This is a genomic window from Listeria costaricensis, assembly GCF_900183385.1.
GTDB lineage: Bacteria > Bacillota > Bacilli > Lactobacillales > Listeriaceae > Listeria > Listeria costaricensis.
This window is the reverse complement of the sequence record NZ_FXUT01000005.1, coordinates 61,829-88,560: the sequence shown is the minus strand read 5'-3', so window position 1 is coordinate 88,560 and position 26,732 is coordinate 61,829. Positions and strand designations below refer to the sequence as shown.

The following is a 26,732-nucleotide window of genomic DNA, read 5'->3' as shown; positions in this document are numbered from 1 at the left end:
TTACTGGAGGAGGTTGTTCAAATGAAGGTACTTATTTTTGGTGGGACGCGTTTTTTTGGCAAGCGGCTGGTGGAACTTTTAGCCGCAGCAGGACATGAAGTAACGGTTGCAACAAGGGGGAAAACAGTCGCCCGTTTTCCAGAAAATGTGCGGCATGTCCGAATGAACCGGAAGCATCGCGATGAGATTTTCAGTCTAGCGCAAGAGCCGTTTGATCTTGTGTATGATAATATTTGTTTTTCACCGCAGGAGGCACTTTACGCCGTGCAGGCATTTAAAAAGCAGTCGGTGCGTTATATTTTCACGTCCTCCTTATCTGTCTATGGTTTAAAAGGGCGAGCCTTGCAGGAAGAAGATTTTGATGCTTCACATTATGAAATCGTAACGGGTGACGAGGAAGATTTTGACTACGGGGAAGGGAAAAGACTGGCAGAAGCGGTGTTTTTCCAGAAGGCCGATTTTCCGGTTGTAGCTGTCCGTTTTCCAATCGTGCTTGGAACGGATGATTATACGAAACGCCTCGTATTTCATTTGCAGCATATTGCACGTGGCGAAGAGATTGGAATTAGTCAGCCGGAGTCACGGATAGGCTTTATTCGGTCGGATGAAGCGGCGCGGTTTCTCTTCTGGGTGGGGACGGAATCTGATTGGACTGGTCCGATCAACGCGGCTTCTGAGGGGACGTATACACTGGCTGAATTGATGGAAAAGCTGGAGCTGATGGTGGGGAAAAAAGCCCTCATCGAAGCGGTCACAGAAGAAGAGGATGAATCGCCGTTCTCGGCAGAGCGGGATTTCTACTTGGATCAAACAAAGGCCAAACAGGCGGGCTTTTCTTTTTTAGATTTACATACTTGGCTGCCGGAACTTGCCGAACAGCTGATAAATAATGAAAATATCGGAAAGAAGGAATAAATAAAAGCATGCTAACTTTTGAACAGAAACAACAAATTTTTGCCCGATTTGACGAACTGGAAGAGAAATCCGTTTCAATGGGGCGGCTAAATTATCACTTTGAAGGCAGTAAACGAGAAAAGACGCTGGTCATCAAGCATCTGCATCCAAATGGCAATGCCTGGCTGTATGCGCCGTTTTTGGAGCGGGATGATTTGGATAAAGAAGGCTATTTGAACATTCGCGACCTGTCTGAAAGTGAGATTGAGCAGCTTTTAAAAGAAGCGATCGGCTATCTTTCGACTGACGGAGATCCTTATCAGGAAGGTTTCTATGAGTGGTATCAGGATGGAAACGGGGATGCGCTCAAGCTCAGCTACGAAAATAAAATGTGGATCATCTATACTGGTGAAAATGTGGAGGCTGTTTTTCCGACAAGAGAAGCGGCTTTAGGCTATCTGGCTGATGAAGGTTTTCAAGATTAGGAGGCAAAAAACAAGATGGAAAATGTGAGAGAATTAAAAGAACGGATTGCTGTGAGTGATTATCGCGGCAAAGCGGATATGATTATTACGAACGGCCGGATTGTCAATGTTTTTTCAGGTGAAGTCATGCATCAGGACATCGCCATTAAAAACGGTTATATTGCTGGAATTGGCAAATTTGAAGAGGCGGAAGAAGTCATCGATGCAGAGGGGCAATTCTTAGTACCCGGTTTTATTGATGCGCATGTCCATGTGGAAAGTGCGATGGTGCCGCCGCATGAATTTGCCCGAGTCCTACTGCCAAATGGCGTAACAACCGTGGTAACGGATCCACACGAAATTGCCAATGTGGCTGGAACGAGTGGGATTGAGTTTATGCTGGAGGATGCGGAAGGGGCACCGCTCGACATGTTTGTGATGCTGCCGTCCTCGGTTCCCGCAACACCGATGGAAAACAATGGTGCGACGCTGGACGCCAAAGCTTTAAAACCGCTCTATCGGCATGATAAGGTGATCGGGCTGGCAGAGGTGATGGACTTTCCGTCGGTTGCTTCCGGCAGCGAGGACATTCTGCAAAAAATTATCGATGCCAAACGTGAAGGCGGCCGAATTGACGGACATGGGGCCGGTCTTTCCAGCTTGGATTTGAATAACTATCTGGCGGCGGGGATTCGGACGGATCATGAAAGCACCACTGCGGAGGAAGCGCTCGATCGTCTGCGGGCTGGGATGTTTGTCATGCTTCGTGAAGGAACGGTTGGACGTGACCTGCTTCAGACGCTGCCGGCAGTCACAGAACGCAACAGCCACCGGTTTACATTCTGTACGGATGACAAATTGATTCCTGACTTGGTTGAGGAGGGCTCGATCAATTACAATATCCAGCTGGCGATTGCTAATGGTGTGGAACCGATCACGGCGATCCAAATGGCGACGATTAATGCCGCGAACTGCCATAATCTGCCTTACTTAGGGGCGATTGCTGCGGGCTATCAGGCGGATATCGTTTTCTTGCGCGACCTTGAAACGGTCAAAATTTCCCGTGTGATGAAACGCGGTGAGGTGGTTGTGGAAAATGGTGAGCGCATCGAGACACGCTTTAATCGGACGAGAAGAATGCGTTTTGAATCTCCGGCGATCAATCATACTTTTACAGAAAAAGATTTGGCATTGCCGCTGAAAAGTGCGCACATCCATCTGATTGGTATGCAGCCGAACAGCCTGTTTACGGCAAGACTGCAAGGTGAAGTGACTGTCAAGAATGGCTTCTTCCAGCCTGATCCGGCCAAAGACCTTGCCAAAATGGTCGTTGTCGAGCGGCATAAGGCTACTGGAAATGTAGGCGTGGCAGTTGTAACGGGCTTTGGCTTGAAAAAAGGGGCGATCGCGACAACGGTGGCTCATGATTCGCATAATATTGTGGCGGTTGGAACAAGTGATGCGGATATTGCCTTTGCGATTGCGCATATTACAGAAATTGGCGGCGGAATTGCTGTTGTTAGTGAGGGCGAAGTTTTGGAAGACTTGCCGCTACCAATTGGCGGTCTGTTGAGTGATCAGCCGTATGAAGCCGTGGAAAGTGCGCTCGCCGGATTAGATCGGGCCTTTAGTTCCATTAGTGATGCGGAAGGATTTGATCCATTCCTAACGCTATCCTTCCTAACGCTCCCAGTTATTCCAGAGCTGAAATTGACCGATCAAGGATTATTTGATTTCCGTAAGTTTGCTGTGATCCCGCTTGAAGTGACCGAATAGAAAGGAGTTTTTCTATGGATTTGCTTCGTTATTTGAAAGATAAACGGTTTTTCCTGCTGTTTTTCTTTACATTGATGTTTTTTGTCGGGCTTTTGATTACGATTGATCCCAACAGTCGCTTGTCGCTGGATAATTTTATCTACTTGTTTTTGTTCATGTTTCTTTTTCTGATTTTTTATTTGATTTTGGGCTTTAGTTTTAAGTATCAATATTGGAAAGAAATGCGTGAACTCGTGGACGGAGAGATTGAGGAAAATATTATCGAGCTGCTGCCCAAACCGCGCACCAATGAGCAAGCTTTTTTCAATGAGTTGATGCGCAAAAAGCATGTGGAGGAGCAAAAAACGATCAGTCAACTGCAGGACAAGCAGCAAGAGTATCATGATTTTATTTTATATTGGGTGCATGAAGTGAAAACGCCGATTGTTGCCAGCAAAATGCTGATTCAAAATCCAGACTTGAATGACAGCCAGACGATTTTTCAACAGGTGGATCAGGAGCTGGACCAAATCGACAAGCTGGTCATGCAGGCTTTGTATTTTTCAAGGCTCGACACATTTGCGAAGGATTATTTTATTCAGGAGCAGAATCTCGGTGCGATCGTGCGGGAGTCTGTGAAGCGTCATTCCAAGCTGTTCATTTCACGGAAAATGCGAATTGCGCTTGAAAATGTGGACGTGGATGTACGGACCGACTCCAAATGGCTGGGCTTTATTTTGGATCAACTCATTTCCAATGCATTAAAGTACAGCGAGCCGGGCAGTGAAATCAAAATCTGGTGCGAAAAAACGCCGCAGGAAAGGCTTGATTTGCACATTGAGGATCATGGGCGAGGGATTGCGCCTGAGGATCTGCCGCGCGTCTTTGAGCAGGGATTTACAGGGGCGATCGGACGAAAAGAAAAGAAGGCGACTGGCATGGGGCTTTATTTAGCGAAGCAGATGGCGGGAAAGCTGAGTCATTCCATGCGAATTGCGTCCGTGGAAGGCGAAGGAACCGTTGTAACAGTTCAATTTGAAAGTTTGGAGAATTATTTATTAGTGGCAAAAGATCATAATTGAAGGGACTTGACGAAATGGCAGAATTGATAGTACGCGGTGCGCCGCAGGAATATGTATGTGAAGTAGGAAGCTGGAAAACACTTGAAGAGCATTTGAAACGCCGGTCGTTGAAACGCGTACTGGTCTTGCATGGCGAAAAATCTTGGCAGGTGGCAGAGGCGAAGTTTCCTGAATTGAACGAGGTGGAAGCGGTATTTGACACCTACCATTTTGAATGTACAGATGCAGAAGTAGCGCGTGTGGTAGCGCTCGTGCAGGCAGAAAATTGCGAGGCGATTGTGGGTGTTGGCGGCGGAAAAGTGGCCGATGTAGTGAAAGCCGCTTGTCATGTACTGGGGGCTCCGGCGATCATCCTGCCAACTTTGGCCGCAACCTGTGCTGCCTATACACCGCTTAGCGTGATGTATAACGAAGCCGGACAAATGCTGCGCTATGATGTTTTCCCGAGAAGTAACGCGCTCGTTTTGATTGATCCGGAAGTGATTTTAGATTCGCCGCTTGAACTGATGGTGGCTGGGATTGGCGATACGCTGGCAAAATGGTATGAAGCGGACGTGATCATTCGGCAGTTGGAAAAGAGCTCAGCTGAAATCGATGTCGCTTATTTTGCGGCAAAAATGTGTCGGGATAATCTGTTGTCGCTTAGCAGTGCGGCTCTCACGGCAATGCGGACGGGGCAACTCAATGAAGCATTTGTCAAAACGGTGGAAACGAATATTATGATCGGCGGAATGGTAGGCGGCTTTGGCGATGACTATGGTCGAACTTCCGGTGCCCACTCCATTCACGATGCCCTCACAACGCAGGAAGCATCTCACCGCGTTCTGCATGGCAATAAGGTGGCGTACGGGATTTTGGTGCAGCTGGTGATTGAAGGAAACTGGGCGGAAATCGAGCAATTGTTGCCGTTTTACCGGGAGCTCGGACTGCCTGCTTCTTTGTTTGATATGGATATGGGAGACCTGCCCGATGAGGCGCTTCATGTGGTGGCTCATCGGGCATCTGAGCCGGGCGAAACGATCCACATGATGGGCGATGATATCACAAGTGAAGTTGTCTATCAGGCGATGGTTCAACTGGAAGACTATATGGCGCAGAAACGAGTCGAGCAAGCTCAATGAGGATTAGAAAACAGCAAACGGAAGAAAATCTGCTCATTCGGGCAATACTAACAGAAGCATTTGGACGCGAAGATGAGGCCGATCTTGTCGAGCAGATCCGCGCTACGGCTTACTATCTGCCAGCACTGTCACTGGTTGCCGAGCTGCGCGACCAGACGCTTTCCGGTTATTTGCTTTTCAGTGAGATTGAATTGAAGACGGCGGATGAAACGCGGCTGATCTTAGGACTCGCACCACTGGCGGTCCGTCCCGCCCATCAAAGAAACGGGATCGGCAGTGCACTGGTGGAAGAGGGGCTGCGACTGGCCAAACAAAAGGCCTACCCAGCTGTTGCCGTACTGGGTCATGCCGATTACTATCCGCGTTTTGGTTTCCGACCATCAACGGATTTTGGCATTCCTGCACCGTTTGCAGTACCGGAAGAAAATTATCTGCTGCTGGAGTTATATCCGGACAGCTTGAAAAATTTGGCTGGGACGATTCAGTATCCCGAGGCATTTTCAAAATAAAACCAGCAGTCGAGCGGACCACAAGGAACGGGCGCTCGACTGCTGGTTTTTTATTTGGCGAAAAAGTTCAGGATAAATTGACGAAAAAGGTTTTCTGACGGGGAAAGTGTACGTGTTTTAGTCGTAATGATGCCAACTGATCGACGCAAATCCTTGTTTGTCAAAGGAATACTTTTCGTCTCTTTAAAAATAGCGCCATCTAAAATCATTTCCGGCAGAATACTAATGCCAAGACCGGCGCCAACCAGACCTTGAATCGTATAGAAGTCCTTGCTGGAAAAAGCGATCTTCGGTGTGAAGCCTTTTTTTTCTGCACAAGCCGTGACAATTTTATAAAGATCAAATTCTTCTGGGTAGAGAATAAATTTTTCATCGCGCAGCATGTCAAGAGAAGCACTGTTTTTTTCAGCAAGCAGGTGATCATGCGGGACAATCAATTTTAGTTTTTCTTCAAACAAAAGTGTCGGGGCAATTTTTTCATTTTCCTCGGGGACGGGGGAAAGAAAAGTCAGATCGAGATCGCCACGTGCGACCATCTGCATCAGCTCGGCATTGGAGCCCTCCATAAAACGATAGGTGACGTCTGGATATTCAGCACGAAAGGCGGAGATAACAGCGGGTAAAACCTTGGCAGCTAGCGAATTCGGCAGGCCTACACGGATGGTGCCACGGGCCGGATCGGTATATTCACTCACAAGTGCCTCGGCTTTTTCAAGTTCGTTCAGTGCGATCTTTGCTTGCTGCAGGAAATCCATGCCCACTGCGGTCAGCTGCATGTTGCGGCCAATTCGATCGAAAAGCTGTACACCTAGCTCGTCTTCTAGCTTGGTTATCTGTCTGCTGACGGCAGATTGGGCCACGTGTAAATTTTCCGATGCTTGGGTCATGTGCTCCACCCGGGCGACCTCCATAAAATATTTCAACTGGCGAAGTTCCATGTCCATCCTTCTTTCGTTCTCAATTTGAGATTGTTTTATTCTATTATATATATTGTTTCGATAAATGAAAAGGAATAAAATAGAACTTACACAAAAGGTAACAAAGGACGGTACTTGGCAAAAGCGGAATCCATAGTCAGAAATCAATTTTCTGTCTATTTTGTTTATTCCGACGAAACACAGGTGCTTATTAGGAGGTTTTCAAAGTGAGAAATAACGGCTTACCTAAAAAACATGGTTTATACGATCCGAGAAACGAACACGACGCATGTGGCATCGGCTTTGTTGCAAATATCAAGCATCGTGCGACTCATAAAATTGTGGAACAGGGTATTCATATGCTTTGTCAGTTAAAACACCGCGGGGGTGAAGTGGGCGGTGATACCGGAGATGGTGCAGGAATTTTGCTTGAGATCTCAGATGACTTTTTCCGTTTGAAAACGGCTGAAATCGGTATTGAATTACCTGAAAAATATCATTATGCAGTGGGAATGTTCAATTTTCCGCAGGCTGAGGCTCAAAGAAAGCTGTTGATGGAACAGACGGAAAGGCTCGTTCAGCAATATGGTCAAACCTTTTTAGGATTTCGCAAGCTGCCGACTGATCGCACGAAGATCGGTGCTGGGGCGCGCAAAACAGAACCGGCCATTTATCAATTGTTTGTTGCGAAAGAGCCCACTTTGAGTGAGGAAGCATTTGAACGTAAATTATATGTGATTCGTAAAGAAATCGAAAATTTCGCCGCGCGGGCAAAAGAAATTACGGAAACCTTCTATATTCCAAGCTTATCAACACGAACGGTTATTTTTAAAGGAATGCTGACGCCTGAACAGATCGATCGCTATTATCTGGATTTGGCGGATCCAGCCTATACGTCCTCTTTCGCACTCGTGCATTCGCGGTTTTCGACCAATACATTTCCGAGCTGGGAGAGAGCACATCCTTATCGCTATTTGATTCACAATGGTGAAATCAACACCCAACGTGGCAACCTAAACTGGATGAAAGCCCGGGAAAAACGCGCAGAAACGGCTGTTTTTGGGGATGATTTGAAAAAATTACTGCCAATTATCGATGAAAGCGGCAGTGACTCAGCTACGCTTGATAATGCGATGGAGTTTCTGGTGCAGTCAGGAAGAAGCCTGCCGCATGCTGCAATGATGCTGATCCCTGAACCATGGGACAAAAATCCGAATATGACGGATCCTAAACGAGCTTTTTATGAATATCATGCTACACTAATGGAGCCTTGGGATGGGCCGACGTCGATCTCATTCACCAATGGTCGCGTGATCGGGACGATTTTGGATCGCAACGGTTTGCGTCCAGCTCGTTATTATCTGACCAAGGATGACACGATTATTTATTCCTCTGAAACAGGCGTTGTACCTGTGGAACCCGAAGAAATCGTTCGGAAAGAAACGGTTGGCGCTGGGAAAATGCTATTGATTGATTTGGAAGAAGGTCGCATCATTTCTGATCAGGAGGTCAAAGAACAGCTGACAACTGCCAAGCCTTACCGGGAGTGGCTGGACCAGGAGCTGACAGATTTGGCGGAACTAGTTAGTCCGGATTTGGCTTACGTGCCGCCGACTAAATCGGAATGCTTTAAGAAGCAGCGCGCTTTTGGCTACACACAAGATGAGCTGAACAAGATTCTAATCCCGATGGTCACCGAGAAAAAAGATCCAATGGGGGCAATGGGCTATGATGCGCCACTCGCGGTTCTCTCCAATCGTCCGCAGCTCTTATTCCATTATTTTAAACAACTGTTTGCCCAAGTAACCAACCCACCGATTGATGGATTGCGGGAAGAGACGGTTATTTCGACGATGACACTTTTAGGCAATGAGGGGAATATCCTTGCGCCGAATGCTCAGAATGCCCACCGGATCCGCTTGAAGACGCCGATGCTTTCTCGAAAAGAATACGCGGCCCTATTGCTGCAGCAAAAATTTGATCGGCCTACCGCAGTGATCGACATTCTGTTTACCGAAGAGGAACGCGACCATCTTGACGAGCGGCTTGAAGCAATCTTTGCCGAAGTGGATCGCAAAATGGCAGAAGGGGCCGAACTGATCGTCTTGAGTGATGAGGGAGTTGACGCCAAACGAATTGGCATCCCGTCACTACTTGCGACCAGTGCAGTCCATCATCATTTGATCCAAGCAGGCACGAGAACGCAGGTCAGTTTGATTATCAAAACGGCTGAGGCGCGGGACGTACACCATTCAGCCATGCTCGTTGGTTACGGGGCGGACGCAATCTTCCCATATCTGGCCATCGATACGTTTGACGGGCTGATTCGAGCAGGACGGATCAAAGGCTTTACGCTGGACGAGGCAGAAGCACGCTATTTGGAAGCTGTGACAGATGGCATTTTGAAAGTCATGTCTAAAATGGGCATTTCGACGATTCAAAGCTACCGAGGCGCACAGATTTTTGAAGCGATCGGCATTGGACAGGAAGTCATCGACCGCTATTTCCGCGGGACGGCCAGCCAGCTTTCAGGGATCCCACTCGAGGTAATCGCACAGGAAGCGTGGCTCAGACATCGCGAGGCGTTCCATGATATTGGCTATCAAAGCTTCACCTTGCAGTCTGGCGGGGAATACCAGTGGCGTTCTAACGGTGAATACCATGTCTATAATCCACTAGCCATCCATTCGCTCCAGCAGGCGACCCGGACGAATGATCGCGAAGCCTATAATTTATACGCTGATTTGATGCAAAATCAGAATAATGCTTTCTTGCGCGGCCTGCTGACTTTTAAAAGTGACCGACCAAAGATTCCGCTTGAAGAAGTGGAACCGAAAGAAGCCATCTTCAAACGGTTTAAATCTGGTGCAATGAGTTACGGCTCGATCAGTCAGGAGGCGCATGAGGCACTGGCCATTGCGATGAACCGGATTGGCGGCCGCAGTAATAGCGGGGAAGGCGGCGAAAATCCCGCCCGCTTTACGCCAGATGAAAATGGAGATCTTAGAAGAAGTGCAATCAAACAGGTGGCATCCGGCCGCTTTGGTGTGACCAGCCACTATTTGGTCAATGCAAATGAACTGCAAATCAAGATGGCACAAGGGGCAAAGCCAGGCGAAGGTGGACATCTTCCCGGGAAAAAAGTTTACCCATGGATTTCGAAAACACGTGGTTCCACTACGGGCGTCGGACTGATTTCCCCACCGCCGCATCATGATATCTATTCGATCGAGGACTTGGCACAGCTAATTTTTGACTTGAAAAATGCCAATAAAGAAGCACGTGTCAATGTGAAACTTGTGTCGAAAACTGGTATCGGAACGATTGCAGCCGGCGTGGCGAAAGGGAATGCAGATGTGATTCTGGTCAGCGGCTATGAAGGCGGCACCGGGGCAGCAGCGCGCAGCAGTATTCGGCATACGGGTGTTCCGTGGGAGATTGGGCTTGCTGAAACCCACCAGACGCTGCTTCTAAATGGTTTGCGCAATCAAGTGGTTGTCGAAACGGACGGCAAGCTGATGACAGGGAAAGACGTCTTAATAGCGGCAATGCTAGGTGCGGAAGAATTCGGCTTTGCAACAGCACCACTTGTGACGCTCGGCTGTGTCATGATGCGTGTCTGCCACTTGGATACCTGTCCAGTTGGTGTAGCCACGCAAAATCCGGAACTGCGGAAAAAATTCCAAGGCTCGCCGGACTATGTGGTTAATTTCTTCCACTTTATTGTGGATGAAATGCGCGAAATGATGGCAGAACTCGGCTTCCGGACACTTAATGAGCTGATTGGGCACAAGGAGCTCTTGACGACACATGCCCGGAAAAATGAGCATTGGAAAGCCAAATATCTCGACTTTGGGCCAATGCTTTATACGGATGCAACCTATTTGGCCGAAACGCAATACTGCACGAAAAAACAAAATCATCATTTGGAAAAAACATTGGATCTGGCAGAATTGCCGCAGGTTGTCGCTCCTGCCCTTGCTGCGGGAAAGAAAGTGACCGGACGCTTCCCGATTCGCAATATCGACCGAGCAGTTGGAACGATCACTGGTTCGCTGATCAGTCGGAAATACGGAGCGGCGGGCTTGCCGGATGACACCATCGATTTGACTTTTGTCGGGGCAGCGGGCCAAAGCTTTGGTGCCTTTACACCACGGGGCATGACGCTTCGTGTGGAAGGAGATGCCAATGACTACTTTGGAAAAGGCTTGTCAGGCGGCAAACTGATTGTAACGCATGATCCGAGGACACCAGTCGCAGCGCATGAGTCGGCGATTGTCGGCAATGTCACACTTTACGGAGCAACTTCCGGCGAGGCCTACATGCACGGGACAGCTGGAGCTCGATTTGCGGTCCGAAATAGCGGGGCACGGGCTGTTGTAGAAGGAATCGGCGACAATGGCTGTGAATATATGACAGGCGGTGCGGTCGTCGTTTTGGGCGAGACTGGCGATAATTTCGCGGCAGGAATGTCAGGCGGCGTGGCGTATGTCTATGCACCAGACGAAGCGGCTTTTCGTCAAAAAACCAACCAGGAGCTTGTTTCCATTCGTTCCATTCAGTCGGCGCGTGAGGAAAAACTGCTGCTGGAAATGATCCAGAATCATGCGGCATATACGGGCAGCCCGTTTGCCAAAGCGCTTCTGGTCAACTGGGAAACAGAAAAGGCAAATTTCCGCTATGTAATTCCGCATGAATATGAGTTGATGATGACACGGATTGAAGCATTGGAAAAGAGCGGTCAGACGCATGATGCGGCAGAACTGGCAGCCTTTTATGAGCATAAAGACGGCAAACTTTTAAGCCCGGTGGCGAAGTAGGAAAGGTGAGGTGAACCAAGATGGGAAAAGCGACAGGATTTATAGACTATGAACGTATCCAAACACCTAATCGCGATCCAAAAAAGCGGACGCGCGACTGGTTTGAATATAGTTTGCCAATGCCTGAGAAAGACTTAACCCTCCAGGCGGCACGATGTATGGATTGCGGCGTTCCCTTTTGCAGTGTGGGAATGGAAATTAAAAATGGCGTCTCCGGCTGTCCGCTCCATAATCTGATTCCAGAATGGAACGATGCGGTGTATCAGGGCGACTGGAAGCTGGCGCTAGACTTGCTTTTAAAAACGAATAATTTTCCGGAGTTTACGGGACGCGTTTGTCCGGCTCCATGTGAAGGGGGCTGTACGGTAGCCATCCACGACCCGGCTGTTGGAATCAAATCGATTGAAAAGGCCATTATTGACCGCGGCTTTAAAGAAGGCTGGATCAAACCAGAACCGCCACTCGCGCGAACCGGTAAAAAAGTAGCCGTGATTGGCTCTGGACCTGCTGGACTTGCCTGCTCCGACCAGCTCAATAAGGCGGGGCACAGTGTCACCGTTTATGAAAAAAGCGATCGACTGGGTGGTCTCCTGATGTACGGAATCCCAACGATGAAGCTTGAAAAAGAAACGGTATCCCGTCGTGTCAATCTTTTGGCAGAGGAAGGTGTCCGGTTTGTCACGGGAGTTGCAGCCGGCATTGATATTTCGGTAAGTGAATTGAAAGAACAATTCGATGCGATCGTCCTAGCAACTGGTGCTGGCAATGCGCGCGATGTCTCTATACCAGGGCGTGATGCAAAAGGAATCCATATGGCGGTGCCCTACCTCACGCAGGCAACAATCGACAATTTGGATCATGGCGGCAAGCAATCACTTTCAGCAGAAGGAAAAAATGTAATCGTCATTGGCGGCGGTGATACGGGAGCCGACTGTGTGGCAACAGCTCTGCGGCAAGGAGCCAAATCAATTCGCCAGTTTGGGATTCAGGAGAAGCTGCCGGAACTGCGAAAAGAGCAGAATCCTTGGCCAGAGTATCCGCGTACGTTTAAAATGGACTATGCCCACGAGGAAGCAGAGGCAGTGTACGGTCATGACCCGCGCGAGTATCTCGTCAACACCGTTCGATTTGAAAAAAATGAAGCGGGTGAACTGAAAGGACTGTATGCAGTCGATGTGGAGCCGGATCCGGAAAATGCCCATCGTTATCAAGATATTCCCGGCACAGAAAAATTCTATGCGGCCGATTTAGTCTTGATTGCGATTGGTTTTGCAGGAACGACGCGTGATATTTTCGACAATTTCGGCATTCAAAAAACAGACCGCCATACAATCGACGCGGCTAAAGGTTTTTACCGGACAACCGAAGAACGAATTTTTGCTTGCGGGGATGCCAGACATGGCCAAAGCCTTGTTGTTACAGCGATGGCAGAGGGGCGAGAAGCGGCACGCGAAGTGGACTTTTATTTGATGAATGAAACGTTTTTACCATGAATGCGGACGGATGAAACGTGGCATAAAAGAAGAAAATCAGCTAGCTGACAGGTTACGCTCGTTAAAGCGGGTCATAGTCAGCTAGCTGATTTTTTATAGGGGAACCTAGTTTGAGGGAATGGATTTTTGCACATGGGACAATTTACGGGCGATTATGTGGAACCAACCTGTCAAAAGTAGCCCTTTGATCACACTGGTGATACTGATGCTGAGCCAAATTCCTTCCAGCCCAATAAAACGCGAGAGAATCAGTGCCAGTGGAATTCGAGCAGCTGAAAAAATGATCGAAACAACGGGCGGGGCATAAGTTCGACCGATTCCATTAAAGGCCCCGACAGCTAATAATTCCATACACATAAAGAGCTGTGAAAAGCCCAGCGTCTGCATATAACCAACCCCCATATCAATAACGGCAGTTTCATCAATAAAGAGACCGAAAAGCTGTTTGGGGAAAAGGATAAACACAACTGAAATTACACTCCCGAAAATAGCCACAAGCTTTAGCGCGGATTGAAAGCCCGATTGAACCCGATCCATGCGTTTAGCGCCATAATTTTGGCCGACAAATGCAGCAATGGCCCCTTGCAACCCGCCAATGGTCATGTAAGAAATAGATTCAATCTGCACACCGATTTTTTGAACGGCGATGGCTTCAGTGCCAAATTGTACGATAATTTTGGCCATGTAAATAGAAATTAGGATAAAAATGATTCGCTGCAAGGTAACCGGTAGACTCATTTTACTCGTTTCTAGCATTTGTTTCAGTGAGAGTGGTTGCTTCAGACTTTCCGTGATATATGTGCGACCGAAATACAGCATGATTAAAAGCGTGAGTAGTCTGGCTAAAATGGTTGCCCAAGCAGCCCCTATGATCCCCATTTCAGGAAGCGGGCCAAGTCCAAATATCAACAATGGATCCAGTAAAATATTGGTTATCAGTCCGATGGCATTTGCTTGAAAGGTCAGCTTGGTATTTCCATAACTGGTCAGAACAGCTGTCAGCGTGCTGGATAAAAATAGAAAAGGAATACCGATTAGTGAGTAAAGAAGGTAATCCACAGCCATTCGCTCGATAGAGGACTGATTCAAATCGAAAAATCGAATAAAGCTTTCTGAAAAAAGTGCCATAATTGCGACAAATAGCACAGAAAGCAGGAAAGATAAGAACAAGCTATTTTTCAAATAACGAGCAGCAGCTTCTTTCTGACCAGATCCCAGCGACTGGGCGATTCGAATGCCTGTTCCAATCACCACTAGGGTCGAAAGTGCCATGGCTAAATTGAGAAAAAAACTGGCAGTCCCAATCGCGCTGACAGCATCACTTCCCAAGCGGCCGATCCACACCATATTGATCATGCCGAATGCAGTCTGGATAAAGTTAGAGGCAATGATCGGCAGCGCCAGTTTCAATAGTAAAGCTTTCTCATCACCTATCGTCATATCAAGCTGTTTCATTTAGATAGCTCCGGGCGTATCCATTCCATTCTCAAATTCATTCCTGCTAATACGCTCCTTTAGTTCCAATATTTTCGCTTCAATCAAGTCACGAGTGATTCTAAAATCTTCTATTGGGCCGCCACTAGGATCGCTCAGTCCCCAATCCTCCCGATGTTTAGCCGGGACAGCCGGGCAGCTGACACCGCAGCCCATGGTAATCAGAATGTCGAGCTGCTCCGGAATGTCTTGTAACAGCTTGGGATGTTGGCTGCTGGGATCAAGCCCGTATTCTTTTATGACAGCAATCGCAAGTGGCTTAACTTCCGGATAGGCTTCCGTTCCAGCTGAATAAACTTCAGCCACTCCCTCTAAATGTTTTCGCCCTAAGGCCTCCGCGATTTGTGAACGGCAAGAATTATGAATACAAATAAAAGCAATTTTTAACATATTAAAACTCCTTTTTATGGTTGAAAAATAATAATTGAATGATTTTATCCCCAACTTGTCGATTGACACCCTCAAATGGATAGCAGTGAATGTGTATGGCTGGGTTGAAATTAACTTCAATGATGGCATAATTGTCCGGCTTGGCAGGTGTGTCGATATTTTCAATAATAATATCCACGCCGCAAATGCGGACATCTAGTGCCTGTGCTGCTGCCAGCGCGATATTTTTGTAAGAAGCGTGCAGCTGATCGGTGAAATCAATACTGTCACCACCCGTACTAATATTGGAATTTTCCCTTAAGAAAACCTGCTGATCGCAAGCCGGAATAGAATGTACGGTCAGATTCTGTGCGGCGAGAAAAGCACGCTCAGATGCAGCTAATTTTAAAAATTCAAGCGGTCGCGTATAGTTTTGTCCACGTAAAGGGTTTTGATTTTTGATGCGGACTAACTCTTCTATCGTGTGAACGCCGTCTCCGATAACATTGGCAGGTACACGATTTAAAACAGCGACCACTTCATCTCCTAGAACTAAAATTCGATATTCCTTACCCGGCTGAAAGGTTTCAAGCAAAATGGTCTGATCTTCCTGAAACGCCTTGTCAAGAGCCTGGGAGAATTCATTTTCCAAGTAACCCGTTGAAAAGACTGTAATCCCTTTTCCAAAATTAGTCGAATTGGGTTTCACAACTAATTGAGAGGGGAGTTTATGTTCATGGAAAAGCTTGAGTCCTTCTGCTTTTTGGTGAATGGTAAAGCTACTCGGAACGTGGATCTGCTGCTCACTAAGAACTAATTTGGTGACTTCCTTGTTCTCCATGATGAGAACCTGGCTATATTTATCTAGACTTGTTTTTGTCGCTTCTTTCACATATTCCACCTGTTGATTCTGCGGATTTGTAATTCTGATAAAATTTTCACTTCTATCAAGCACCTCTACTGCCAATCCGAATTTGAAAGCAGACTGAATAAGTATTTGGGTGGACAGCTCCATTTCTCCATAATCCGGCAGTGAAGCAAACGGTTCTTTTCTCGTATTTAACTGAGCAGTTGAATGATTCATTGATGACGACCTCTTTTCTCTAGAGCGGAACAAGCGCTTCCTTTGGCTGATGAAGGCGGACAAAGCGCGATAACCTGTTCGATTAAATGAAAATAGGGATATTCCTGATTAAGCTTGTAATACTTCCATTGTGCTTGCTTTTTTTCGATCAAAAGGCCATGATCTCGCAATTTTTTAATGTGCTTGCTGATGGCAGGCTGAGAAATATCAAAATAATCGACGAGCTCGCAGATGCAAACCTCCTGATGCGCCAAAATGGTCAGCATTTCTAAACGAGTCTGGTCGGCTAATAATTTACATACCTGTTCCATTTCGCTATAAGTGTTCATAAAATCCCTCCAAAAATCATTTTATAACTTTTTGGTTATATAATCAATAGGTTATATTGAGAGATGTGCAAGTACGAACAAATGAGATATAAACGTTTTTATGATTTTTATTGTGGCAAGGCTATTCAACCTGTATAATAGAGGTAAAAGGCGAAAGGAAGCGATTTATTTGGTAGGGATTAAAGACATAGCAAAACAGGCCGGCGTTTCCATATCAACGGTTTCCTATGCGCTCAATGGAAGTCCCAAGGTAACAGAGAAAACACGCGAACGGATTTTGAAAATTGCAAGTGAGCTGAATTATGTTCCGAATATGGCAGCAAGAACCTTAAAAACACGGGAAACAAAAATTATTGGTGCCTATTTGGCTAATTATGGCGGCGCATTCTATGGGCCGCTTTTGGACGGACTCAGGGAAACTCTTCGCGCGCTGGACTATGAACTGATTGCCTGCAGTGGGGAAAAAGCACAACGCTTTCTTCCATAGCGGATGATTGACGGGGCCATCGTGCTGGATGCAACTTTCTCTAGTGAAGCGATGAAAAATTATGCGGATCGCGGCCATAAATTGGTGGTACTGGACCGCGAAATTGCGCATCCTAATATTAGACAGGTACTGCTCGATAACCGGGCGGGGGCAACGCTTGCAGTGGATTATCTTAAGAAAGGCTTCAACGGCGATTTTTATGTGCTGACGGGGCCGCCGAATTCTTTTGATGGGAAGGTGCGACTCGAGACGGCCTTGCAGGAGCTTAAACGTTTCGAACGGCAGGGTGACCGCATTCATGTGATTGAAGGTGACTTTGAAGAATCGTCTGGGGAACAGGCGGCGGCTCAAATTGCGGCTGACTGGAAGGCGCCAGTTTCAATTTTCTCGCTGAATGATAATATGGCGATCGGCATGTACCGTTATTTTACCAAGGCAGGGCTTGAAATCGGGCGAGATGTCCGGATTATTGGTTTTGATAATCGTGATATTGGCGAATATTTAATTCCAAGGCTGGCCACAGTCGACTATTCCAAGTATAAATGGGGCAGTGTTGCAGCTGAAAAACTGGTTAAATTATTACATAATGAACCAACTGATAATGAAATTATTTACACATCCATTATTAAAGGTGGCTCAGTCAATCCGCCGATCATGAGCCGCTAAAAGGAGGCAGTAACATGTTAAAGCTTGGCATTATGGGAACCAATTGGATTACCGATTCATTTATTGAGGGGGCCGAGAATTCGGGCAAATGGACACTTACAGCCGTCTATTCACGAACGCGCGAAAAGGCCGCCAAATTTGCTGAAAAGTATCATCGCGATCTTGTTCTATTTGCGGATATTGCAGAACTTGCAGCAAGCGACCAGGTGGATGCCGTGTATATCGCCTCGCCGAATGCGCTTCATTACGAACATGCCATTCAACTTCTGGAAGCCGGCAAGCATGTGATCGTCGAGAAACCAATTTTTTCAACAACTGCAGAATTGGAGCATGCCCATACCGTCGCGCGGGATCAGGGTGTCTTTCTCTTTGAAGCCGCTCGACATTTGCAAGAACCGAATTTCAAACGCCTGCAGGAAAATCTGCCGCGAATTGGCAAGCTGCACGGTGCCACACTGACCTATATGAAATATTCCTCCCGTTATGATGCCGTTTTGGCTGGAGAGGAGCCCAATATTTTCTCTCTGCGATTTTCAGGCGGTTCACTTGTGGACCTGGGCGTTTACCCGCTCTACACAGCGGTTGCTTTGTTTGGGGAGCCAGAGAGTGCGCACTACTTTGCCAGAAAAATCGTGACAGGTGTTGATGGGGGCGGTCCGATCATTCTTTCCTACCCTGATTTCCACGTTACGATCAATCAGGGCAAAAATAGCACCTCCAAATTGCCAAGCGAGATATACGGGGAGAAGGGGACGCTGTGGATTGATCCGCTAACCTCCATCAAAACGATCCGCTTCTTGGCGCACGACGGTTCGGCATCGGAGGAACTAGCCTGGCCGGTAATTGACAATGACATGCAATATGAGGCGGAGGAGTTTGCAAGAATCATCACTCAAAAGGATCGAGACAGCTATGAATATTTGGCAGATTTAAGTCTGAAAGTATTACGGGTTTCAAATGAACTTCGGCATCAGAATGATATTTGGTTTGATGCAGAAAAGAAATAAAAGACTGGCAGAGAGCAAATCAATTGTTCTCTGCTGATTTATGTCCGCGATCAGAAGATGATTTCAAGTAGCAAGAAGTGCATTCTTTTGCTATAGTGAGTAGAGAAGCAGAAAAGGAGTCCGATTATGAACGAAAAATGGAAAGCGTTATGGGAAAGTCATGGCTACGGTAATCCGACGGCGATTCAAACAGCCATTTACCAGCCCATTTTAGAACAGCAGAATGTCTTAGCCATCGCCCCAACCGGCACCGGCAAGACAGTTGCCTATACACTACCGATTTTAGAAAAAGTCACTTCAAAAAAAGAACTGCAATGGTTGATTTTAGCCCCCAGTCATGAACTTGTGATGCAGATTGCCGATGTCGTCCGCAGTTGGCTGACGGATAAGGAAATAACTGTGACACCGCTAATCGGTGGTGCCAACATCAAGCGGCAGATCGAAAAACTCAAAAAGAAACCGCAAATCATTGTCGCCTCACCAGGGCGGGCAAAAGAACTGATTCAGCAGAAGAAAATCAAAATGCATGAGGTTCACACGATCACACTGGATGAATGCGACGAACTCCTGTCAAAAGACCATTTTGACACCACCCTGTCGATCGTCCAAAGTGCCAAACGAGACCGACAGCTCGTGCTGGTTTCTGCTACACATCTTGAAACCGCCGACCGATTTTTCGCACAGCTGAGCGAGAAGCCACTCTTGTTTGAAGAAAAAGCCAAACCGGAAGCGCGCGCGCAAGTCAAGCATCAGTTTATGGAAGTGGAAAATCGTGAAAAGCCGATCTTGCTACGCCGCATCAGTCATGTGGCCGGTATGCGTGGTCTTGTGTTTGTCCGTGATAAAGCGCGCATGGATATTTTGCTCGAAAAATTGGCCTACGATGGGGTCAAAGCGGCAGGCATTCACCGCGAGATTCCAAAAGAAATGCGTCAAAAAGTACTGCAAGCCTTTAAAGACGGGACATTGACCTATCTGATCGTGACGGATATTGCAGCACGCGGCTTGGACATTCCAGATCTTCCATATGTCATCCACTATGATTTAGCGAGTAATGAAAAAGAATACATCCACCGCTCAGGTCGAACCGGACGGATGGAAAAAAGCGGGACAGTGATCAGTTTTGTGAATGCCCGTGAGATCCGAATTTTGAAACAGTATTTAAAAGAACAGCATCTGACAGGTGAAAAGGTTCGTTTTTATCAAGGTGCACTGACAGCAGAAACGGCAGAAAAAAAGCCAGTATCTAAGAAACCGCATCAGTCGCACAGGTCAGGTGGTAAACGCAAAAAGCGGGAGAAATAATCGCCCGCCTTTTTCTTGTCCACTTTTATCAGCCAGGAAGAAGCGGTTGTATTGCGCCTTTTTACGTGAAATGGTTATAATAAAGAGGACAAGGGGTTAAAGGAGTCGAGTGTATGCCAAGTAGAAAAGAAGAAGTATTACGCTATTTAAATGAATTTGGCAAAAAGATCTCTGCAAGCGAGGTCGGGGATGCCCTGCAAATGGACCGGGCCAATGCCAGCCGTTATCTAAATGATCTTTTTAAAGAGCACCGAATTGAAAAACTCTCAGGGAAACCAGTTTTGTATCAGGCGCTGCAAACTGCCCAGGCGGAAGTGGAGCCGTTTGAACAGGAGTCTGCATTTGACCGCTTGATCGGTTCGGATCAAAGCTTAAAAGTCAGCATCCAACAGGCGAAAGCAGCCATTCTATATCCGCCCAATGGTTTGCACACACTTATTTTAGGAAAGACCGGTACAGGGAAATCCATGTTTGCCGAATGCATGTATCAATTTGCCCGCGAGTCAGAAATGATTCCACGGACGGCACCATTCGTGTCATTCAACTGTGCAGACTATGCGCAAAATCCGCAGCTCCTCTTCGGCCATATTTTCGGGGTCATCAAGGGAGCCTATACCGGAGCAGAAGAAACGCGTGAAGGCTTACTGGCCAAAGCAGATGGCGGTATTCTTTTCCTAGATGAAATTCATCGCTTGCCACCGGAAGGGCAGGAAATGCTATTTACATTCATTGACAGAGGGGAGTATCGGCCACTCGGTGAAAGTTCAGCCGTTCATCGCGCCCAAGTACAGATTATTGGTGCGACAACAGAGTCACCTGACAACTTTTTACTGGAAACATTCACGCGCCGGATTCCCATGACGATCACACTGCCGCCGCTTTCAGAACGCAATCTGGAAGAACGCTACCAGCTGGTCGATTTTTTCCTGCGTCAGGAAGCCACCAGACTTCAGCAGACGATTCGAGTGCACCGCAAAGCACTAATTGCTTTTTTACTTTATCATGCCAGTGCCAATGTCGGGCAGCTGCAGCGCGATCTTAAGCTTGCCTGTGCGAAGGCTTTTCTGCATTATAAAACGAAAACCGCGAATTTTATTCTGATCGAACAGGACGATTTGCCGATTCACGTCCAAAAAGGTCTTTTGCATATGAAAGACGAACCGGAAAAATTGAACCGGTTGATTGATGTGAACAAAACGATCTTTAAATTTGCCGAGGTTGCCGAAGAAGCGGACATTCAGTTGACCGAAGTGGATGACGTCTATCAGGCGATCCAAAAGAAAGCAGAACAATTGTTAAAAGAAGGCAAGGATCAGTCTGAACTGGAAGAAGAGCTCTATATTGACGTCGATCAGTATTTCCATGACTATATGGTACAGCTTCCAACCCAGCAGACGGCCAAAGAAATCATCGACCCGGCCATCTGGGATATCACGGAAAAAGTGTATACCATGGCTGAAAAACGCTTGGGCAGAAATTACAATGACAAGATGCGCTTTGCCTTCTCGCTGCATCTGCAAAGCACGATCGAGCGGATCCGTGAGCAGAAGCATATCATCCATCCAGATCTCAATAATGTCCGTAAAAAATATCCGAAAGAATTTCAAGCAGCCATTGATATCTCTTCCATGATTGAGCAGTCGCTTGCGATCGAAATACCTTTTGATGAAATTGGCTTTTTAACGATGTTTTTGACCGAAGAAGTCGGCGAATCCATGTATGACAATGAGTCTCAGGTAGAAGTCATTGTGATGATGCACGGACGCTCCACGGCCACCAGTATGGTCGAAACGGTGCAGGAGCTGCTCAGCATTGACAGTGGAATCGCGATGGACATGCCACTTACGATGGAAGTTAAAACGATGTATGAAAAAGTGAAGCAAAAAGTCGCCACCCTGAATCCGCAAAAAGGGGTGTTGATTTTATCCGACATGGGTTCCCTGACATCTTTTGGCAATATGTTGACCGAAGAGATGGGCATTCGTACCAAAACCGTCACGATGGCCAGTACGCCTGTTGTGCTCGAAGCAATCCGCAAAGCCTCACTAGGACGCGGTCTCGAGGACATCTATCAAAGTTGTCAGCAGCTCTTTGAAAACAAATATAAAGCCCATGTTCTTCGGGCGAAACCCATCAAAAATGCCGTCATTTTCACCTGCTTTACAGGGGAAGGCGTGGCCGAAAAACTGCGCGCTCGTGTGGCTCCCGTGATTGACAGCAGTAAAGTTGAGATTGTCGTCTTGCAATTTCTGCATAAGGAAGCATTTCGTGAGCGGATTGATCAACTGATGGAGGAATACAATATTTTGGCGATCATGGGCTCAGTAGAGTTTGAATATCGCGACATTCCATTTTTCAGTGCGATCGAAGTATTTTCAGAAGGTGGTCTAGACATCGTCAAACGAATTATCAATGATGAGGTTCCCTATGAAAAACTCATTGCTTCTCTTGAAGGAAATTTGAAAGCGGTCGGCTCTGCAGAAGAGCTGGTTTATTTCTTGCGGAAAGTCATTTCTGAATTGCAGCTGCAGTTGAATATTATTTTGGAACCCGGCGTCGATATCGGGATGATTCTCCATCTGGCCTTCTTGATTGAACGCGTGAAACTAGGCGCAGTCGACCGGGAATTCCCGGATCTCAGCGAGTTTGCCAAAATGCATATTGTCGAAATGCAAGTCACGCAGCAAATGATGGAGAATGTCGAAGAAGAATATGACATTACGATTCCGCAGTCAGAAATCGCCTATTTGACGCAGATGATGCTGAATAATAAAGTTGGCGAAGAAGCAGAATCATAAAAAAATAAGTGTGTAGGGATTACACACTTATTTTTTTACATGTGTAACAAGGAAGACGCTGGAATCGCATGAAGCAGACCTTGCTTTTGGCATGATTCTTGCTTATAATATATCGCGTAAAGCGAAATACAACTTGGAGGAAGAAAATGAAGAAAATTATGCTCATTTGTTCAGCCGGTATGTCTACAAGCTTGCTCGTAAAAAAAATGGAAGAAGCCATTGCCGCGAAAGATTTGGAGATTACGGTACTTGCAGTGGCCGAGGCTGACGTAGATAAAAATATAAAGGGTGTAAAAGTCGTTTTATTAGCGCCACAAGTTCGTTATTTAGCTAAAAATTTAAAACGGAAGATGGAATCTCTCGAAATTCCTGTCGCCATTATTGATGGAATCGATTATGGTACGATGGATGGTGAAAAAGTGCTGAATCAGGCACTATTCATGATGAGAGACTAATCTTACGGTTAATTCTGGAAAAGGACGTGTCAAAAAATGGATTTAGAACAAACAATTATGAGCTTGATCGTATTTGGTGGGAACGCTAAAAGCGATGCAATGTTAGCCATCGAGGCAGCCAAAAAAGGTGATTTCGAAAAAGCAGACGAACAAATCAAACTAGCAGAAGACGCTTTACTAGAAGCACATCATTCGCAAACAGCCCTTATTCAAGGCGAAGCACGTGGTGAAAAAACAGAAGTATCGCTTCTTTTAGTGCATGCGCAGGATCACTTGATGAATGCCATCACATTTAAAGACTTAGCGAAAGAGATTGTTGACCTTTATCGGAGTAAATAAGTCGCCTTGAAAGGATGATTTTTGATGAGAAAATTAGGGATTTCTGTTTTTCCGCAACATGTATCGCTTGAAGAATCAATGAATTATATTGAAACGGCCGCCAAGTATGGCTTTAGCCGGATTTTTACTTGTCTGATTTCTGCAAACGACAAAGAAGAATTCGCCAAGCTGGAAAAAATTTGTCAGCGTGCGAATGAGTTAGGCTTTGAAGTGATTGCCGATGTCGACCCGACCGTTTTTGAATCACTCAATATCACGTATCAGGAGTTGGATCGGTTTAAAGAGATCGGCCTCTCTGGACTTCGGCTCGATTTGGGCTTTTCCGGCTCAGAGGAAGCGGCGATGAGTTTTGATGATAATGATTTGATGATTGAGCTAAATATTAGTAACGGGACAAAATATGTCGATAATATCCTTTCTTATCAAGCCAACGTCTCGAATATTATCGGTTGCCATAACTTCTATCCGCGTCGTTATACCGCATTATCCCGCGAACATTTCCTGAAAACGAGCAAGCAATTCAAGGATATGAATCTGCGTACAGCAGCTTTCGTTTCTTCAAATAGTGGCGAATATGGCCCGTGGTTTGTTGTAGACGGCGGATTGCCAACGCTAGAAGAGCATCGCGGTCAAGATATCGTTGTCCAAGCAAAAGACCTTTGGAACACCGGTTTGATTGATGACGTGATTGTTGGGAACATGTTTGCCTCGGAAGAAGAACTAAAAGCACTGGGTGAGCTAAATCGTAATGAACTCACATTGCGTGTGGAATTTTTACCGGGCGCAACAGATGTGGAAAAAGAACTTGTTTTGACGCAAAAACACTTCAATCGCGGAGACGTTTCTGCCTATGTGATTCGCTCGACGATGACACGTGTTCATTTCAAACAGTTTGATTTCCCTGCACATGACACAGCACAAATCGAACTGGGCGATGTAACGGTTGATAATAACGGTTATGAACGCTATAAAGGTGAAATGCAAGTGGCCCTTCAAACCATGGAAAATTCCGGCAACACGAATATCGTGGCACGGATTATCCCGGAAGAACGGTACCTACTTGAACAAATTCGCCCGTGGCAGCATTTCCGCCTAATCGAAAAATAAACAAAAAGTTTGAAGCAAGTGGTGCGAGCCGCGCGCTTCAAACTTTTTTTGCATGTGGAAAAGATTTCATTGTCACAGACCTTTTTTCTATGGTAAAATAGTCTCGCTGATGTTTTTTCAGCGTGTCCCCTTAGTAAAATGGATATTACGAATCCCTCCTAAGGATTAAGTGCAGGTTCGATTCCTGCAGGGGACGTTTTGAGAAAAAGAAAGAAAAAGTAAAAAGAGTGATAAACGTTGTTGTATCAACATTTATCACTCTTTTTTTGTAGATAGAAAAAGAAAGAAATTGTATATTTATTAAAATTAGTTGCACATTTGGTTGCACGTATTAAAGTAAGGATTCCATTATGGAATCTACTTTTCGACTTTCCATCTGTTCTAACTCATCTAAAACGTGTGAGTAAATTTGAAGAGTAGTGACAATATCAGTGTGTCCTAGTCGTCTAGAAATGTATTTTATGTTTAAACCATGATAAAGAAGTATAGAACCGTGTGTATGTCGTAATCCGTGACAAGTGATTGGCTGAATTCCTAAATGTTTACAGGCACTCTTCAATGACTTATTTACGGCGTTATTGCTAATGGGAGTGTCTCCATCTGTGCAAAAGACCAGGTTATGCTTAGTAGTATTATTTTGCAATAATTTTAATGACATTAGATTAGTACGTGTTTGCCTATCAATTGTTATGATTCTGTTAGAAGAGTAGTTTTTTGTGTTACTAAAATTGTTTGTGTATTGACTATCCCATGTTTTGTTTATTATTATTGAATCTTTTTTTACGCAATCCCATGTCAGACCTGCACATTCAGAATATCTAAGCCCTGTTGTGGCTAAAAGCAAAATAAAATAATGTGAAATAGATTTCTCTTCTAATGAATTAATATATTGCAAAATTCGTTTAAAGTCTGTTTCATTGATATATTTCTGTGTCTCTTGCTTCGCTGCTTTTGCACCAGTTATTTCTATCATATAGGTAGGGTCTTTAAAAATGATTCCTTCATTAATAGCATGTTTGATACAAGATTTGATGTAAGTATGTCTTTTTTGAACCGTTGTTTTTGCATGAGTTTTACCAAATTCATTAATAGCGGTCTGATATTTTTCACGTGTTAATTCTTGTACTGTGAGATTGGTGAAATATTTCTTGCAGAACTTTATTGCTAGATGGTAGTGTTTGTCGTTTGCTTCGGTTCGTTTTCCTTTTTTAAAAGTTTCAAAGAATTCGTTAAAGTAATCAACAAACAGCATTTTTTCAGCTGAAAAATCAATACCTTTGTATTTATGCAAGCGTAATTCTACTTCGTCAGCAGCTATTTTAGCTTCTTTCCGTGAAGAAAATCCGCATTTACTAGTCTGTTTCTTTTTACCTTCAAAATCATAGTAAGTGATGCGGTATTGCCATTTTTTCCCCCGTTTAGTGATACTAGCCATATATCTAAACGCCTCCTAAATGTTGTAGGTAAATTAAAATATGTAGCATAGAAGGCGCCTTTCTATGCTATTGAAGTCTTATTGAAGGTGTTGAATTAACATTTCAAAAGCTGTTTTGCATTCATCAACCAATCCATCTTTTGAATTCCTAATAAATATCCAGTAACAGTTATTCATTAAATGTATGCTTGTTTCATTCTCCCAAATTTGGACTTCAATTTTAGGTGTCTTTTCTTTATGTTTATCTCCCAATATTCTTGCTCCTTCGCTATTAAGTGTGCGACGTCGCGTATCCATTATAACATTGTAATATGTCTTTTTGCTGATAACAGAACAAAAATTGTCTAAATGTACACAAATAAGGAGAAAAAGTGTTTTATATATAGTGATTCATCATAATACTTACTTACCTTTCATTTTTTCTTGGAATTTGATGAACTCTTTTAACAAATTCATGGCTTTTTCGTCACTAGTATTTTCTTTTACAAACGTAAAGATTTCTGGATAGCCTTCTATGATTTTTTCGTACTCTTCCGACCCGTGTTGTTTTAAATCAGTTCTTCCTAAAAGATAGTCTACGGATACATTGAAAAAATCAGCTACTTTTTGAACTTTGTCGATACCGGGTGTTTTTTCGTTCCATCTCCGTATTGTCCCATTTGATAGATTTGTTTTTCTTTCGAGTTCTGCAATTGTTATGTGGGATTCTGTGCATAATTTTTTTATTCTGCTTACCATATCTATTGCCATTTTATTCTCATCCTCAGAATGTACAAATAAAATAGTATATATGCTAATATTT

Annotated in this window: 22 protein-coding genes, 1 tRNA gene and 1 pseudogene; 16 read left to right on the top strand and 8 right to left on the bottom strand. The window is 45.4% G+C overall.

The features are described from left to right. Positions 1-21: 21 nt before the first annotated feature. The 6 genes from CS921_RS04670 to CS921_RS04645 are packed head-to-tail and all read left to right on the top strand — an operon-like array spanning position 22 to position 5,825. Entirely contained in the window at positions 22-915 is an 894-nt protein-coding gene (locus CS921_RS04670; RefSeq protein WP_099221898.1) for an NAD-dependent epimerase/dehydratase family protein, read from the top strand. An 8-nt stretch (positions 916-923) separates the two neighbouring features. Beyond that, positions 924-1,379, top strand: coding sequence for a hypothetical protein (locus CS921_RS04665; RefSeq protein ID WP_099221897.1), 456 nt, complete (start codon positions 924-926; stop codon positions 1,377-1,379). A gap of 15 nt (positions 1,380-1,394) precedes the next feature. Next, positions 1,395-3,134, top strand: coding sequence for an adenine deaminase (gene ade / locus CS921_RS04660; protein WP_099221896.1), 1,740 nt, complete (start codon positions 1,395-1,397; stop codon positions 3,132-3,134). A 14-nt stretch (positions 3,135-3,148) separates the two neighbouring features. Further along, complete coding sequence (locus CS921_RS04655) at positions 3,149-4,195, top strand: sensor histidine kinase (protein ID WP_099221895.1); 1,047 nt, start codon at positions 3,149-3,151, stop codon at positions 4,193-4,195. Positions 4,196-4,209: 14 nt separating this feature from the next. Beyond that, positions 4,210-5,316, top strand: coding sequence for an iron-containing alcohol dehydrogenase family protein (locus CS921_RS04650; protein ID WP_099221918.1), 1,107 nt, complete (start codon positions 4,210-4,212; stop codon positions 5,314-5,316). Next, positions 5,313-5,825, top strand: a complete 513-nt coding sequence (locus CS921_RS04645; RefSeq protein WP_099221894.1) for a GNAT family N-acetyltransferase — start codon at positions 5,313-5,315, stop codon at positions 5,823-5,825. The genes CS921_RS04650 and CS921_RS04645 overlap by 4 nt, the downstream gene beginning before the upstream one ends. 50 nt (positions 5,826-5,875) lie before the next feature. On the opposite strand, the gene gltC is transcribed toward CS921_RS04645, so the two are convergent. Then, positions 5,876-6,763: a glutamate biosynthesis transcriptional regulator GltC gene (gene gltC / locus CS921_RS04640; protein WP_099221893.1), complete on the bottom strand. Its 888-nt coding sequence runs from the start codon at positions 6,761-6,763 to the stop codon at positions 5,876-5,878. A gap of 206 nt (positions 6,764-6,969) precedes the next feature. Between gltC and gltB the strand changes: the two genes are divergently transcribed. Together gltB and CS921_RS04630 are read left to right on the top strand one after the other, a co-directional pair. Continuing rightward, positions 6,970-11,562, top strand: a complete 4,593-nt coding sequence (gene gltB / locus CS921_RS04635; protein WP_099221892.1) for a glutamate synthase large subunit — start codon at positions 6,970-6,972, stop codon at positions 11,560-11,562. A 20-nt stretch (positions 11,563-11,582) separates the two neighbouring features. Then, positions 11,583-13,055: a glutamate synthase subunit beta gene (locus CS921_RS04630; RefSeq protein ID WP_099221891.1), complete on the top strand. Its 1,473-nt coding sequence runs from the start codon at positions 11,583-11,585 to the stop codon at positions 13,053-13,055. Between the two features lie 105 nt (positions 13,056-13,160). Here the strand turns inward: CS921_RS04630 and CS921_RS04625 are convergent, their stop codons facing one another. The 4 genes from CS921_RS04625 to CS921_RS04610 are packed head-to-tail and all read right to left on the bottom strand — an operon-like array spanning position 13,161 to position 16,331. Continuing rightward, positions 13,161-14,510, bottom strand: coding sequence for an MATE family efflux transporter (locus CS921_RS04625; RefSeq protein ID WP_099221890.1), 1,350 nt, complete (start codon positions 14,508-14,510; stop codon positions 13,161-13,163). Then, positions 14,511-14,939 (bottom strand): arsenate reductase ArsC, encoded by a 429-nt coding sequence (locus CS921_RS04620; protein WP_099221889.1) that lies wholly within the window; start codon positions 14,937-14,939, stop codon positions 14,511-14,513. It lies immediately after the preceding gene. Between the two features lies 1 nt (position 14,940). After that, a complete protein-coding gene (gene gshAB / locus CS921_RS04615; protein ID WP_099221888.1) occupies positions 14,941-16,002 on the bottom strand; it encodes a bifunctional glutamate--cysteine ligase GshA/glutathione synthetase GshB in 1,062 nt (353 codons plus the stop codon). Continuing rightward, positions 15,999-16,331: an ArsR/SmtB family transcription factor gene (locus CS921_RS04610; protein ID WP_099221887.1), complete on the bottom strand. Its 333-nt coding sequence runs from the start codon at positions 16,329-16,331 to the stop codon at positions 15,999-16,001. The genes gshAB and CS921_RS04610 overlap by 4 nt, the downstream gene beginning before the upstream one ends. A 169-nt stretch (positions 16,332-16,500) precedes the next feature. On the opposite strand from CS921_RS04610, the pseudogene CS921_RS04605 reads away from it, so the two are divergent. The 8 genes and pseudogenes from CS921_RS04605 to CS921_RS04570 all read left to right on the top strand — a co-directional run bounded on the left by CS921_RS04605 (position 16,501) and on the right by CS921_RS04570 (position 24,691). Further along, a pseudogene (locus CS921_RS04605) lies at positions 16,501-17,484 on the top strand (LacI family DNA-binding transcriptional regulator). 14 nt (positions 17,485-17,498) lie between these two features. Beyond that, the gene (locus CS921_RS04600) at positions 17,499-18,491 is read left to right on the top strand and encodes a Gfo/Idh/MocA family protein (RefSeq protein ID WP_099221886.1); all 993 of its coding nucleotides are present in this window, start codon (positions 17,499-17,501) and stop codon (positions 18,489-18,491) included. 126 nt (positions 18,492-18,617) lie between these two features. Then, positions 18,618-19,796, top strand: coding sequence for a DEAD/DEAH box helicase (locus tag CS921_RS04595; RefSeq protein WP_099221885.1), 1,179 nt, complete (start codon positions 18,618-18,620; stop codon positions 19,794-19,796). 113 nt (positions 19,797-19,909) lie between these two features. Beyond that, on the top strand, positions 19,910-22,594 hold the full coding sequence (locus CS921_RS04590) for a sigma-54-dependent transcriptional regulator (RefSeq protein WP_099221884.1): 2,685 nt from the start codon (positions 19,910-19,912) through the stop codon (positions 22,592-22,594). A gap of 146 nt (positions 22,595-22,740) precedes the next feature. Further along, positions 22,741-23,049 (top strand): PTS sugar transporter subunit IIB, encoded by a 309-nt coding sequence (locus CS921_RS04585; RefSeq protein WP_099221883.1) that lies wholly within the window; start codon positions 22,741-22,743, stop codon positions 23,047-23,049. 36 nt (positions 23,050-23,085) lie between these two features. Next, positions 23,086-23,388: a PTS sugar transporter subunit IIA gene (locus CS921_RS04580; protein WP_099221882.1), complete on the top strand. Its 303-nt coding sequence runs from the start codon at positions 23,086-23,088 to the stop codon at positions 23,386-23,388. A gap of 24 nt (positions 23,389-23,412) precedes the next feature. Beyond that, entirely contained in the window at positions 23,413-24,495 is a 1,083-nt protein-coding gene (locus CS921_RS04575; RefSeq protein ID WP_099221881.1) for a DUF871 domain-containing protein, read from the top strand. Positions 24,496-24,619: 124 nt separating this feature from the next. Continuing rightward, positions 24,620-24,691 (top strand) — tRNA-Arg (locus tag CS921_RS04570). Between the two features lie 135 nt (positions 24,692-24,826). Here the strand turns inward: CS921_RS04570 and CS921_RS04565 are convergent. The 3 genes from CS921_RS04565 to CS921_RS04560 form a co-directional block, all read right to left on the bottom strand. Continuing rightward, a complete protein-coding gene (locus CS921_RS04565; RefSeq protein WP_099221880.1) occupies positions 24,827-25,930 on the bottom strand; it encodes a site-specific integrase in 1,104 nt (367 codons plus the stop codon). Between the two features lie 78 nt (positions 25,931-26,008). Continuing rightward, positions 26,009-26,182: a hypothetical protein gene (locus CS921_RS15520; RefSeq protein ID WP_162921693.1), complete on the bottom strand. Its 174-nt coding sequence runs from the start codon at positions 26,180-26,182 to the stop codon at positions 26,009-26,011. Between the two features lie 150 nt (positions 26,183-26,332). Beyond that, on the bottom strand, positions 26,333-26,680 hold the full coding sequence (locus tag CS921_RS04560; protein WP_240422300.1) for a helix-turn-helix domain-containing protein: 348 nt from the start codon (positions 26,678-26,680) through the stop codon (positions 26,333-26,335). Positions 26,681-26,732 lie beyond the last annotated feature (52 nt).